Below are 13,449 nucleotides of genomic sequence, written 5' to 3'. Positions count from 1 at the left end.
AAAAGCCTCCGCAGAGGCGTTTTTCATCCCTTGGGGAATCCCAGGGCAGCGTACCAGTCAAAGAGACGGCAGACCAAAGTGCAGTGGCGCTGGATCTCCGGCCAGGCGAAGGCGTGGATAAAGGGCTCGTAAATGGTGGTCCAGAAGGCGGACAGGACTACATGGAGCTCCTCCTGCGTCATATCCACAGTACACAAGCCCCGGCGTCTGGCCTCGGCGTAGTAGGTCCAGGTGCCTTCCGTCATTTTCTCCACCCAGTCGTGCTGGAAGTTGGCGTAAGCGGTGCCCTCCGCTCCGGTGAGCAGCAGCACAAAGCCATCCCGCCGCTCATTGAGAAAGCGGAACCACCACAGCATGTATTCCTCATCCATATACCACGCCCGGATCAGGTCTTCGTCGGAGAGGGCAGATGCCGGCACCGCCGTCCGCTCCTCATAAACAGCATCCAAATCCGCCACCGTATCCGCCACCACAGCGCGAAACAGTTCCTCTTTTCCGGCGTAACGCTTATAAAGAGCCCCGGTTGTCACACCCGCTCGCTGGCAGATGGATTTCAGGGAAGCCCTCTCAAAGCCAAGCGCCAGGAACTCCTCTCTGGCACTGTCCATGATCCGAGGGTCGATGGAAGTATCCGGTCTTGCCATAACACCCCTCCCGACAAATGATAATTTGATTACCGATAATCTAATTATCAATATAGCATCCCTTTCTGCCCCTGTCAAGGGGAAATCCTCTCTTGACAAACTCGCTCTTTGGTTGTATATTCAAAACATCGTTATAAAACACTGTTTTGGATTGTGAGGCGATACCATGGCAAAGCAGATCGAAGGGGTCTATGAAAATGTACTCCGCTGCGCCCGTCAGGAATTTTTGGAAAAAGGCTTTGCTCTGGCCTCCCTGCGGGACATCGCCAAAGCGGCGGGAACCAGCACCGGCTCCATCTATACCCGCTTTACTGACAAGGCGGGATTGTTCCGGGCCCTGGTGGAGCCTGCCGCGGGAGAGCTGAAGCGCCGTTTTTTGGAGATTCAGGAGTCTTTTCACCAGTTTGACGGCCCAACCCAGCAGGAGGAGATGGGGCGTTACACCGCCCATGCCCAGGAGGGACTGTTTGACTACATCTATGAGCACCTGCCGGAGTTTGAACTGCTACTCCGCCGGGCCGCCGGGACGGAATATGCCCACTATATTGACGAGTTGGTGGAGATCGAAGTCAGTTACACCTACAAATACATGGAGGTCATCGGCTGTGAGAGCGTCCGCTCCGGTCAGGTCACCGAGGACTTGATCCATATCGTTACCACCGCCTACTTCAACGGAATGTTTGAGCCGGTGCGGCACCGCATGGATAAGGCCCGGGCGCTCCACTATGTCCGCCAGCTCAACCGCTATCACATGGCAGGATTTGAAACGATTTTTCATCCTGAAAACTTCCGGTAGTGCAAAAGGCCGCTTTTCCGGCGGCCTTTTCATAGAACCAAAGGTTAGCAATAACTAACTAAAGGAGGCTTATTTATGCAGCAAACACAAAGCCCACTGCTGCGGTTGTGGCAGCTGGGCAAGGATCATCACGGTGGCCTGATTGCCGCCATCTTCTGCGCGGTGGCGGGTGTCCTGCTGGGGGGTCTGCTGCCGTATCTCTCGGCAGGGCGTATCCTGGTAGCGCTTCTCACCGGGCAGCGGGACTGGAACTTCTATCTTCTGTGGTGCATGGTGGCCCTTGGTGGCTATCTGGCCAAAACTCTGCTTTACAATCTGGCGCTCTCCCTCTCCCACAAGGCCACCTTCCAGATCCTGCGGGACATCCGGAAGATGGTTCTGTCCAAAATGCCCCGCTTACCCTTGGGAGACATTCTGGACACCTCCAGCGGACGGCTCAAACAGATCGTGGTAGATCAGGTGGAGAGTATGGAGACGACACTGGCCCACCTGCTGCCGGAGATGACCTCCAATCTGCTGGCGCCGGTATGCGTTCTCGTGTATCTGTTTACGCTGGACTGGCGCATGGCATTGCTGAGCCTGGTGTCCATTCCTGTGGGCATGGCTTTTATGATGGCCATCATGGGCAGCTATGGCAAGGACTATCAGGGTGCGGTGGAGACGACCCAGGCCATGAACGAGACCATTGTGGAGTACATCGGCGGCATTGAGGTCATCAAGGCCTTCAATCAGGGAAAGAACTCCTATGAGAAGTTCTCCTCCCGGGTGCGGGCCAATGCTGCCTACTACTACAACTGGATGAAGAAATGCCAGTTTGGAATGGCGCTGGCCTATGCCATCGCTCCCACCACGCTTATTACGGTGCTGCCTGTGGGCTGGATCTTCTACACGGACGGCAGCTTGTCCGCAGAGGTATTTCTCACCACCATCATCCTGTCCATGAGCATTGTGGGACCTCTCATTGCCGCCATGGGCTTTGTGGATAATCTTGCCAAGGTGGGTACCATCGTAGGTTCGGTGGACGAGATCCTCCTGAAGCCGGAGCAGGATCACGGAACACAGCCGGCACAGCTGGGAAGACCGGATATCGCCTTGGATCATGTCTCCTTTGGGTATGCCCAGGACAAGGAGATCCTCCACAACATCTCCCTCACCATTCCGGCCGGCAGCCTCACCGCTTTGGTTGGTCCCTCCGGTTCGGGCAAGTCCACCATTGCCAAGCTCATCGCCGGTTTCTGGGATGTGACCGAGGGCCGCATTACCCTGGGCGGCGTGGAGGAAAGCCGTATCCCGCTGGAACAACTCTATGACCAGGTGGCCTTTGTTTCTCAGGACAATTACCTCTTTGACGATACCATCCGGGAAAATATCCGTATGGGCCGGGTAAATGCCACGGATCAAGAAGTGGAACAAGTCGCCAAAGCCGCCGGATGCGACGGTTTCATCCGCCAGTTGGATCATGGCTATGACACCCGGGTGGGCGGCGGAGGCGCCCATCTCTCCGGAGGAGAGCGGCAGCGTATCGCTATCGCCCGGGCCATGCTGAAAAACGCCCCTGTGGTGATTCTGGACGAGGCCACCGCCTACATTGATCCGGAGAATGAAGCGGTGGTCCAGCGGGCAGTGGCAAAACTGGTGGAGGGTAAGACGGTCATCGTCATTGCCCACCGCCTGTCCACCATCACCGGCGCAGATCAGATCGTGGTGGTGAAGGATGGAAGCATCGAGGCACAGGGCAGACATGAAGAACTGTTGCGCCATTGCCCGTTGTACGCCGATCTGTGGCAGGCTCACATGGGTGTAAAGGAGGGAGAAACGGTATGATCGAGACATTCAGAGGTATCTGGCGGTTTGCCGGTGAGGAACAGCGCAACATCCGGCGCTCGGTGATCGCTTGCTTTTTCAACGCGGTGTTCCATATGTTTGAGATCGCCGCCATTTACTACACCATCCTGGCTCTGCTGGATGGAAAAACCGGCCATGCCACGGCGTGGCAGGCGCTGGGGCTGTTGGCAGTCAGTATTCTGGGCAGCGCCGTGACCAAGTATTTCTCCCAACTCCAGCAGACCCACGCCGGGTACTTCATGGCGGCCAATAAGCGCGTGGCCATCGGGCAGCGGATGAAATCCGTCCCCATGGGCTACTTCAACGACAACAGCCTGGGAGAGCTCACCGGGGTCTGCACCACTGTACTGGACAATGTGGAGACTGTGGCCCCCATGGTGTTGGTGACCATGCTGGGCGGGATGCTCAACGCTCTGGTCTTTACGGTGATGATCCTGATTTTTGACTGGCGGATCGGTCTCATTGTGGTGGCGGCCACAGCAGTTTATTTGTTCATCACCTCCGCCATGGAGCAAAAATCCGCCGCCCTCGCCCCGCACCGTCAGAAGTCCGAGGCCAAGTTGGTGGAGGCGGTGCTGGAATATGTGCAGGGCATGAGCGTGGTGAAGTCCTTCAACCTCACCGGACGGGGCGACCGTACCCTGCAGGAAGCCCTGGAATACAATTGCCGCAGCAACCTGAACATCGAAAAGATGTTCACCCCTTATATTATGGCGCAGGGGATCGCGCTCCAGCTGGGAAGCGTGGCCATGATGCTCTCAGCGGTATGGTTCTATCTCTCCGGGACCATGATCCTGGCCAACGCCCTGATGGTGGTCATCATGTCCTTCCTGGTCTTTGCTCAGATCTCCTCGGCGGGTAGCGGTATGTCCCTGCTGCGTATCGTCAGCAGCTGCATGGCCCATGCTGATGAGACGGATGCCATGCCCCAGCTGGCAGAGACCGGTCGGGTTGGCACGCCCAGGGATCACGGCATTACCTTCGACCATGTTTCGTTCTCTTATGACCAGCGGCCCATCCTGCGGGATGTATCCTTCACCATCCCGTACAGAACCACCACCGCCATCGTGGGCCCCAGCGGCTCCGGGAAAACCACACTGTGTAATCTCATCGCCCGGTTCTGGGATGTGGAGAGTGGCGCCGTCCTGGTGGGCGGTCAGAATGTGAAGGACTATACCCTGGAGGGCCTGATGGATCAAATCTCCATGGTATTTCAGAAGGTCTATCTCTTTGCTGACACGGTGGAAAACAACATCAAGTTTGGATGCCCCAATGCCACCCACGAGGAGGTGGTGGCCGCGGCGAAGAAGGCCTGCTGCCACGACTTCATTCTCACCCTGCCCCAAGGCTATGACACCGTCATCGGTGAGGGCGGTTCCAGTCTTTCCGGCGGCGAGAAGCAGCGCATCTCCATTGCCCGGGCTATCCTGAAGGATGCTCCCATCGTGATTCTGGATGAAGCTACCGCCAATGTAGACCCGGAGAATGAGGACCGGCTGCAAAAGGCCATCGAAGCCCTGACCCGGGATAAGACCATTCTGATGATCGCTCACCGGCTGAAGACGGTCCGCAACGCCGACCAGATCCTGGTGCTGGACGGCGGACAGATCGTTCAGCGGGGCACCCACAGCCAGCTCATGGCCCAGGAGGGCTTGTATCAAGCGTTCGTATCCGGCCGTAAAGAGTCCGGCCAGTGGAAGCTCTGAGAGAAGGAACGCCTAAACCGTTATAAATGAGGAGTGCTGTCACCGGATATATCCCCGGTGGCAGCACTCGCTTTCTTTTTACAATGCTAATCAGTCGTCCTCCAACAGTTTGGAGGGCTGAATCTTCAATACTTGGGCGATTTTGAACAGGGTCTCCAAGGATACACCCCGAATTGTTCCTGTTCCTTCTACCTGGCCGACAAAATTAACACTTTTTCCGATCCGTTCAGCAAGAACCTCCTGCGTCAATCCCGCCTTTTTTCTGTAATAGGCGATTTTTAAACCCAGAGTGATATATCGTTCCGGAAACTCTGTCTGCATCACTTCACCTCCCGACATTATGCTACCAACAGAATAGGTAAAATATAATTGAAACCAATTAGAGGATTATTTACTTCAAGTAAATGTTTATATATGATAAGAGGTGAAACATTTACTTGAGGGAGCTGTTGGTCAGAAAATGCCAACGAGAACGACATGGATCTATTTACCGTCAGTTTTTTTGGACATCGGACCGTTCCGGAATTTTGGAAAGCGGAAGAGCGTGTGGAGTCGCTGATCCACACATTGCTTTTGGAAAAGGAATATGTGGAGTTTCTGGTTGGCCGTAACGGAGACTTTGATCAGATTGTTTCTTCTGCCGTCAAGCGCCAACAGCGCCGTGTGCGGGATGACAATAGCGCCCTGATTTTGGTACTTCCGTATCCGACGGCAGAGCTGCGGGACAATTTGGAGAACTTTGAAGCATATTATGATGAAATTGAACTGTGCAGCGCCGCCGCTGGCAGCCATCCGAAGGGTGCCATTCAGATTCGCAACCGGCAGATGGTGGATCGAAGCGACCTTGTGGTATTCTGTGTGGATCATTCCAGCGGCGGAGCATATCAAACTCTGCGTTACGCCCAGAGAAAGAAAAAAGAAATCCTGAATCTCGCACACTTTGAAGGTTGCGGGTGAGAGTTTGCGTAACACTCTACACAGCTGATAGGAAAATTAACTGTCCCTAACAGAAAATGACTTGACTGGTTAGCGATAGCTAACTATAATCAAGCATAGAGTATCATACCTTTTGAAAGGCGACTATGGAAAAATGTAAAATTGATAAGGGCTCTGTACCGGAGATTCTTATACAGTGTTCGGTTGCACCTGTTAGCCACTGGCAAAGCTGACCGACAGATCGATGTGCCTCCGAATCATCCGGATCGACTTTGCAGAAAACCACTGCGGCAAGATTGGAGGAGAATATGCCGATTGAACTATGGCAAGGGCTACTGATTCCCTTTGCCGGGACGACGCTGGGGGCGGCCTGCGTCTTTTTTATGCGGAACAATTTGGGTGAGATGGTACAGCGTGCGCTCACCGGCTTTGCGGCGGGGGTCATGGTGGCGGCTTCCATCTGGAGCCTGCTGCTGCCCGCGATGGAGCAGGCAGCGGACATGGGGCGGTGGTCCTTTGTCCCCGCCGTTGTGGGTTTCTGGCTGGGAATCTTTTTCTTGCTGGGGCTGGATCGGCTGATCCCGCATCTGCACCTCGGCAGCGCGGAGGCCGAGGGCATCAAAAGCAGTCTTGGAAAAACAACCATGCTGACCTTGGCTGTGGCGCTGCACAATATTCCGGAAGGAATGGCGGTCGGGGCGGTCTATGCCGGGTGGCTCTACGGAGACAGCGGTATCACGCTGGCGGGGGCGCTGGCTCTTTCTCTGGGAATTGCCATTCAGAACTTCCCGGAGGGCGCGATCATTTCCATGCCCCTGAAAGCGGAGGGGGTCTCCAAATCCCGCTCCTTCCTGTATGGGACGCTGTCCGGCGCAGTGGAGCCCATAGGTGCGATTCTGACCATCCTTCTGGCGGGGATTTTGGTTCCGGTACTGCCTTACGCCCTGAGCTTTGCCGCCGGAGCGATGGTCTATGTGGTAGTGGAAGAATTGATCCCGGAGATGTCAGTGGGAAAGCACTCCAATATAGGGACTATTCTGTTTGCAGTCGGTTTTACCCTCATGATGACGCTGGATGTGGCGCTGGGTGCTTGAGTGAGTGAAGGTGAAAAAATGGGACAAGAAGAGCGGATTCAAAACGCCTACCGGGGATTGGGAGGCAAACGGACATTTTATGATGGCATGATCACCTGTTCCACCCTGTCAGGCCGGGCAGTATGCCGCCTGGTATGGGGAATGGGCCGGGCGGAAACCCAAGACTACCTTTGCGCCGCCCTTGCCGGGATACCGGAGGGGTTTTCCGGGAGGCTGCTGGAAGTCCCCGTGGGTACCGGTATCCTGACCATGCCCCTCTACCGGGAAATGCCAGAGGCGGAGATCACCTGCCTGGACTACTCGCCGGAGATGCTGGAGCGGGCAAAATCCCGGGGCGAGGGACTTGCCCATGTGCGCTTTCAGCAGGGGGATGTTGGGGCGCTGCCTTTTGGGGATGGCAGTTTCGACATCGTGCTCTCGCTCAACGGGTTTCATGCGTTTCCGGATAAGGAGGCCGCCTGGCGTGAGATCTTTCGTGTACTGCGGCCAGGCGGGATCTTCTGCGGCTGCTTCTATGTGAGGGGGCAAAACCGCCGCACGGACTGGCTGGTCCGCAGGCTGTATGTGCCAAAGGGCTGGTTCACCCCGCCCTTTGAGACGGCGGAGAGCCTGCGGCATCGTCTGGAGGAAACATTCGGGCCGGCAAAGGTTCGCACCGTTCAGGGCATAGCCTCTTTTGTCTGCCGGAAGGCGAAGGAGAAACACCCGTAAACGAATTGTACACAAATATTGAACAACAGGAGGAAAATCAAATGCAGCAAAAGCGTAATCAACAAGCAGAAATTCGTCTCGGTAGCCATGGCGAAGACTACGGAAGCTGGATGTCCAATCCCGTGTTCTATATTATTGGCGGTATCACGGCTCTGGCCGTAGTTTTGGCCGTACTCTCCTTTTCGGTGTTCCACATCACGGTTCTCGGTATTCTGTTCTCTGTTGTTGCGGCGGCGCTGGTGGCCCTGCTGGTCTGGATCACATGGATCAGGCGTCAGTATGCCTTTGGCGGTGGCGGGATCATGGAACAGGTTCACCGGGTCGTTCTCTCTCACCTGGACTATGACGGCCAGGGCAGTCTCTTGGAGGTCGGATGCGGTTCCGGGGCCCTGTCGATCCGTGCGGCCCTGACCTGGCCGGAGACAAAGGTCACTGGCATGGACTACTGGGGAGCTGTTTACAATTACAGCAAGGCCCTCTGTGAGAAAAACGCCGCAAGTGAAGGTGTGGCCTCCCGGTGTGTATTCCAGCATGGCGACGCCAATCATCTGGATTTCCCCGATGAGAGTTTTGATGCGGTCATCAGCAACTATGTCTACCACAATGTCATGGGAGCCGATATGCACAAGCTGCTGCTGGAGAGCCTGCGGGTGCTGAAAAAAGGAGGCGTCTTTGCTCTGAACGATGATATGAAGCCCAAGCTGTACGGCGATATGGATGCCTTTGCGCAAAAGCTGCGGGAGATGGGCTATCAGGATGTCCGGCTCATTGATACCGCAGAAGAAGCCTTCGGCTCCCACCGCCGGGCTGCCATGATGATGCTGGGATCTTCCCAGCTGCTTGTCGGCAGAAAGTAATTCGTCAAAACGGGAGGGCTGACCATGTCCAAGTTGGGCGTTGTGGAGGACACATTGTTTGTCCCCATGCTGGGCAGGCTCTATGCCAGTGAGCACTGCCCGCAGATCTTATACGATGGGAAGGCGCTGGAGCTGAAGGAGAAGCTGCCGCCCGAGCTGCTGTCGCAGGGCCGCCTGAGTCAGTATACCCTGCTGGCTTCCGCCGCTCGGTCTGCCAATCTGGACCGGATCATCCGGGCCTTTCTGGAGCGCAGGCCGGACGGTGTGATCGTCCAGCTCGGCTGTGGCCTGGAGACGGTCTATTACCGCTGCGACAATGGAAGGTCGCACTGGTATGCCGTGGATCTGCCCCATGTGGTGGAGTACCGGCGAGAGCTGCTGCCGGAGCCGGAGCGGGAGACTTACCTCGCCGGGGATGCCTTTGCCGAGGACTGGATCAAGCAGATCCGCGCTGATGTGCCGGATGCTCCTATTCTGGTCACCGCTGGCGGCCTGTTCCACTATTTTGAGGAAAGCAAGGTTGTGGGACTCCTGCGGATGCTCACGGGGTTTGGAGAGATTGAAATCGTCTTTGACTCCGTGAGTAAAAGCGGTATGGCCATGATGCGGAAAAAGTACATGAAGCAAGTGGGCCACGGAGATGCGCAGATGTTTTTCTATGTGGATTCCGCATCGGTGCTGGCCGGAAAAATCGGCAGTGGGGTCAGGGTGCTGGCTGAGGAGCCTTATTACCGCCATATCCCCCGAACCGGATTGAAGCTGTCCACCAAGATCAGCATGGCAGTTTCGGACCGATTCTGTATGGTGAAGATGGTACATCTCTGTCACAGCGCTAAATTCCATGACTAAACGGGATAAAGTCGTCCAATCGGAGCAGAAAGAACGGCGATGTGTCGCTATACTCAGTAAGGAGGGGCGCGCTGAGCGCCTTTTCTCAGAAATAACGGTTAGCATAATCTAACTATGTTGAAGGAGAGCGGTACATCATGAACACGCAGAAAAAAGGGATGACGGGAAAGGACATCATTACGGTGGGAATTTTCTCCGCCATCTACTTTGTCATCAACTTTGCTTTTATGCTTCTCAGCGGTCTGCATCCCCTGCTTTGGATCTTGATGCCTGGCCTGATCGCCGTATTTGCGGGTATCCCATTCCTGATGATGTGTACTAAGGTGCCAAAGACCGGCGCAGTGGTCCTGATGGGCTTTATTACGGCCTTGATCTACTTTGTTACTGGCCAATTTACGGTGGTGATTCTCATTGCTTTTGCGGTGAGCTGCATCCTGGCGGAGCTTTGCCGGATCTGTAGCCATTACCGGTCTTTCCGTGGTAATGCTCTGGCTTACGTGTTTTTCTCGCTGGGGATGATCGGCTCCCCGCTGCCTGTCTGGATCATGCGGGACAGTTTTCTGGCGCAGATCAGCCAGCAGGGAATGCCGGAAGCCTATGTCTCTACCTTGGCAGCATTGACCTCCCCGGGTATGATCGTGGTTCTGGTGGGGGCTCCTATTGTAGGAGCGATACTGGGTATCCTGCTGGCCAAGGGAATGTTCCGCAAGCACTTTGAGAAGGCGGGGATTCTGTAACATGGAGGAGGCACGGCGCTGTTTGGTGTTCGACCCCAGGGTGGGTCTTGCTCTGCTGGTTTTCGCCAATCTGGCAGCCTTTAGTGAGCAACCTTTTTGGATGGAAATGATATGGATCGGTTTTCTCCTGCTCCTGATGCTGCTCCATCGCTGCTTTGCCATGGTGGGGAAAAGCATCTTGATCTTCGGAGGAATCCTGTGCCTGCAATACTGGATTCTGCCGGCCGCGCCGGGATGGGCTGCTACCAGCTTTTCCATTTTCGCTAACTATGCCCGCCGGATGATGCCCTGCCTGATGATCGGCTTTCTGATGCTTCGCCGGACGCCTATGCCCTATCTGGTGGCTGGAATGAGGAAGATCCACTTCCCTCAGCGGCTGATTGTGGCCGTCTCGGTGACGCTGCGGTACTTTCCCGCCATTCGGGAAGAGACAGGCTATATCCGGGATGCGATGCGGTTGCGGGGCATCCGGGGATTGGCAAAACTGGAGGGGATCATGGTTCCCCTGATGGTCTCCGCTACCGGCACTGCGGAGGAGCTGTCCGCAGCGGCAGTGACACGAGGGATCGAGGACCCGGCGCCTAAGACCAGTTTGGTGGAGCTGCGGGCCTCGCCGGTGGACGGCGCCGCGTTCCTTGTGGGCGTGGGGTTGACTGCTGCCCTCCTGGCGGTCAAATTGGGGGTGTTTCCATGGTAAAGCTGCAGGATGTATCCTTTTCCTATACAAAAGATGTGGGCACCCTCAACCATGTTGATCTGACCATCAAACCGGGCGAGTGTATCCTGCTCTGTGGCGCTTCCGGCTGCGGAAAAACCACCATCACCAAGCTGGTCAACGGCTTGATCCCGGCATTTACAGAGGACTGCACGCTGACCGGACAGGTTCTGCTCAACGGCGCACCGGTGCGGGAACAGCCTCTTTACCAACTGGCCCGGCAGGTGGGGTCTGTTTTCCAGAACCCCAAAAGTCAGTTTTTCAATCTGGATTCCGACAGCGAGCTGGCTTTTGGCCTGGAAAACCAGGGTGTGGCCCGGGGCGAGATCCTCCGTCGGCTGGATGATACCACCGACCGCCTGCATCTGAAGCGGTTGAGGGGGCGGAACATCTTTGCCATGTCGGGCGGGGAAAAGCAGCTGCTGGCCTTTGCCTCGGTCTATGCCATGAGGCCGGAACTCTATATTCTGGATGAACCTACGGCTAATTTGGATCGGGATACCATTAACCGGCTCCATGATCAAATCGCATACCTGAAACGTCAGGGGCACACCATTCTCATTGCGGAGCATCGGCTATACTTTCTGGCGGACCTCATAGATCGGGCCGTTTATCTGCGGGATGGGATTGTGGAGCGAAGTTGGAGCGGAGCAGAGTTCCGGCGGCTGGCTGAGACAGAACGGATCGCTCTGGGTCTTCGCACGCTCACGCCTACTCAGGTGACTCTGCCGCCCTCCCGCGCCGCGGGGGAACAGGATGGACTGTCTGTGGAGGGACTGAGCTGCCGGTACAAGCGGGAGCCGCCGGTATTTCAAAACCTTTCCTTCTCCGCCCGCCCGGGAGAGGTGCTGGCCGTCACGGGTGACAATGGCGTGGGAAAAAGCACCCTTTCCCGCTGCTTGTGCGGCCTGATGCGGGAGAGTGCCGGAACGATCCGCCTCAACGGCCGCATCCTTGGTGCGAAGCAGCGGCAGCGGATTGCCTACTGCGTCATGCAGGATGTGAACCATCAGCTCTTTTCCGACAGCGTATGGGGAGAGTGTCGGCTGGCTATGGAAGGACTCTCTGACCAGCGCATCCAGGAGGTGTTGGAGCGGCTCCATTTGCTTGCGTTCCGGGAAAAGCACCCTATGTCTCTCTCCGGCGGCCAGAAACAGCGTTTGGCGGTGGCTACCGCCATGCTGTCCCAAAAGCCGCTGCTGGTATTCGACGAGCCCACCAGTGGTCTGGACTATGCAAGAATGCAGGAAGTGGCTCGCTGCGCACGGGAACTGGCGGACGAGGGGCGGGTGGTTCTGGTGGTGACACATGACCGCGAATTTCTCCAGTGCGCCTGTGATCGAGTCCTGGAACTTTGAGAAAGGAGCTGAGCCGCAGTGGCATTTTTACAGGACAGCCAACCGGATCTGTGCCTCTTGGCCAAGAGTGGTGGGTGCAGCGTTTATCAGCTGCGAAATGAGAGCGGCGAGGGAACCATGACCGTCTATGAGGTGTTCCCCGGCGCTACCATCCTGTATAACGATTTCCACATGGCCTATTGCGACTCCTCTTTTGAAACCCGACAGGATCTCCTCTGCATCGACTATTGCCGGGAGGGCCGGATGGAATACGCTGTGGGCAACGATGCGTTCTCCTATGTGGAGGCAGGTGACCTGAAAGTGGATCGCCGCCTGAAGCACAAAGGATACTTTTCTCTCCCGTTGTCCCACTATCATGGCATCTCCATGTGCTTTGACCTGTCCATGATCCCCATGGAGCTGGCTCGTCTGGCGGGAGACTATCCTTTGGATCTGGCTGCCATCCAGCAGAAATTCTGCCCGGATGCCCGGCCACGGGTCATTCACGGAGCACCCTCGGTGGATCACATTTTTCAGGAGTTGTGTACCGTACCGGAGCGGATCAAAATGCCCTACTTTCGGGTAAAGATTCTGGAGTTGTTGCTGTATCTCGACGCCCTGGAATTGGGAAGCGGAACGGAAAAACCATATTTTTACCGTTCCCAGGTGGAAACGGTAAAGGCCATCCGCTCCTATCTGGTGGAGCATCTGGATCAGCATATCACGTTGGAGGCTCTGTCCAGACAGTACCAGATCCCTTTGACCACCATGAAGGCCTGCTTCAAAAGTGTATATGGCAGTCCGGTGAACACCTATATGCGGGCACTGCGGATGGATCGGGCGGCTCTGCTGCTTCGGAAAGAACCGGAGGCCAGCGTTACAGAGATCGCCGGAGCGGTGGGCTATGACAGCTCCAGCAAATTTGCCGCGGCTTTTCGGGCGGTGAAGGGACAAACTCCGCTGGAATACCGGCGAGGCGGCGGGAATCCCGTTCTCTCTTTTCCTGACGAAACGGAGTGACGCTGGCTGTGCGGAGCGGCAAGCACGGGTAAGAACCGATACAATAGGGCATGGTGAGAGATGTCTCACCATGCCCTATTTTTTGAAAGACCTGCTAATAAAAGTCAAGTAGAAATTTCAGATTTTTAGGGAGGCGAAAAAATGCAATACAAAATCAAGCCGCTGAGCATCTCAAAATTAAAACGGCGGCCAGCCAGATGGT

At 55.9% G+C, this 13,449-nt stretch carries 14 protein-coding genes; 12 read left to right on the top strand and 2 right to left on the bottom strand.

Going from position 1 to position 13,449, the window contains the following annotated elements; genetic code table 11:
* Positions 1-23 precede the first annotated feature (23 nt).
* On the bottom strand, positions 24-644 hold the full coding sequence (locus B5G40_RS11930; protein WP_006572682.1) for a TetR/AcrR family transcriptional regulator: 621 nt from the start codon (positions 642-644) through the stop codon (positions 24-26).
* 166 nt (positions 645-810) lie between these two features.
* Here B5G40_RS11930 and B5G40_RS11925 point away from each other — a divergent pair, with 166 nt between their 5' ends.
* From B5G40_RS11925 to B5G40_RS11915, 3 genes are all read left to right on the top strand, one after another.
* A complete protein-coding gene (locus B5G40_RS11925; protein WP_006572684.1) occupies positions 811-1,440 on the top strand; it encodes a TetR/AcrR family transcriptional regulator in 630 nt (209 codons plus the stop codon).
* Between the two features lie 75 nt (positions 1,441-1,515).
* Positions 1,516-3,264 carry an ABC transporter ATP-binding protein gene (locus B5G40_RS11920; protein WP_087399749.1) on the top strand — a complete coding sequence of 583 codons (1,749 nt, stop codon included), beginning with the start codon at positions 1,516-1,518 and terminating at the stop codon, positions 3,262-3,264.
* Positions 3,261-4,991 carry an ABC transporter ATP-binding protein gene (locus tag B5G40_RS11915; RefSeq protein WP_087399748.1) on the top strand — a complete coding sequence of 577 codons (1,731 nt, stop codon included), beginning with the start codon at positions 3,261-3,263 and terminating at the stop codon, positions 4,989-4,991. Before B5G40_RS11920 ends, B5G40_RS11915 begins: the two co-directional genes overlap by 4 nt.
* Positions 4,992-5,081: 90 nt before the next feature.
* Here the strand turns inward: B5G40_RS11915 and B5G40_RS11910 are convergent, their stop codons facing one another.
* The gene (locus tag B5G40_RS11910) at positions 5,082-5,312 is read right to left on the bottom strand and encodes a helix-turn-helix domain-containing protein (RefSeq protein ID WP_040411886.1); all 231 of its coding nucleotides are present in this window, start codon (positions 5,310-5,312) and stop codon (positions 5,082-5,084) included.
* A gap of 156 nt (positions 5,313-5,468) precedes the next feature.
* Between B5G40_RS11910 and B5G40_RS11905 the strand changes: the two genes are divergently transcribed.
* From B5G40_RS11905 to B5G40_RS11865, 9 genes are all read left to right on the top strand, one after another.
* Positions 5,469-5,948, top strand: coding sequence for a hypothetical protein (locus B5G40_RS11905; RefSeq protein ID WP_087330326.1), 480 nt, complete (start codon positions 5,469-5,471; stop codon positions 5,946-5,948).
* A gap of 287 nt (positions 5,949-6,235) precedes the next feature.
* Positions 6,236-7,021, top strand: coding sequence for a ZIP family metal transporter (locus tag B5G40_RS11900; RefSeq protein ID WP_087399747.1), 786 nt, complete (start codon positions 6,236-6,238; stop codon positions 7,019-7,021).
* Positions 7,022-7,039: 18 nt separating this feature from the next.
* Positions 7,040-7,732 (top strand): class I SAM-dependent methyltransferase, encoded by a 693-nt coding sequence (locus B5G40_RS11895; protein ID WP_087399746.1) that lies wholly within the window; start codon positions 7,040-7,042, stop codon positions 7,730-7,732.
* Between the two features lie 41 nt (positions 7,733-7,773).
* The gene (locus B5G40_RS11890) at positions 7,774-8,589 is read left to right on the top strand and encodes a class I SAM-dependent methyltransferase (protein WP_087399745.1); all 816 of its coding nucleotides are present in this window, start codon (positions 7,774-7,776) and stop codon (positions 8,587-8,589) included.
* Between the two features lie 24 nt (positions 8,590-8,613).
* A complete protein-coding gene (locus B5G40_RS11885) occupies positions 8,614-9,438 on the top strand; it encodes a class I SAM-dependent methyltransferase (RefSeq protein ID WP_087399744.1) in 825 nt (274 codons plus the stop codon).
* Positions 9,439-9,575: 137 nt separating this feature from the next.
* A complete protein-coding gene (locus B5G40_RS11880; protein WP_006572695.1) occupies positions 9,576-10,175 on the top strand; it encodes an MptD family putative ECF transporter S component in 600 nt (199 codons plus the stop codon).
* A gap of 1 nt (position 10,176) precedes the next feature.
* The gene (locus B5G40_RS11875) at positions 10,177-10,872 is read left to right on the top strand and encodes an energy-coupling factor transporter transmembrane component T (protein WP_087399743.1); all 696 of its coding nucleotides are present in this window, start codon (positions 10,177-10,179) and stop codon (positions 10,870-10,872) included.
* Entirely contained in the window at positions 10,866-12,248 is a 1,383-nt protein-coding gene (locus B5G40_RS11870) for an ABC transporter ATP-binding protein (RefSeq protein ID WP_087270305.1), read from the top strand. The genes B5G40_RS11875 and B5G40_RS11870 overlap by 7 nt, the downstream gene beginning before the upstream one ends.
* 18 nt (positions 12,249-12,266) lie before the next feature.
* Positions 12,267-13,247: a helix-turn-helix domain-containing protein gene (locus B5G40_RS11865; protein WP_006572698.1), complete on the top strand. Its 981-nt coding sequence runs from the start codon at positions 12,267-12,269 to the stop codon at positions 13,245-13,247.
* The last annotated feature ends 202 nt before the right edge of the window (positions 13,248-13,449 follow it).

The organism is Flavonifractor sp. An9, from assembly GCF_002161245.1.
Taxonomy (GTDB): domain Bacteria; phylum Bacillota; class Clostridia; order Oscillospirales; family Oscillospiraceae; genus Flavonifractor; species Flavonifractor avicola.
This window is presented reverse-complemented; position numbering and strand designations above follow the sequence as displayed.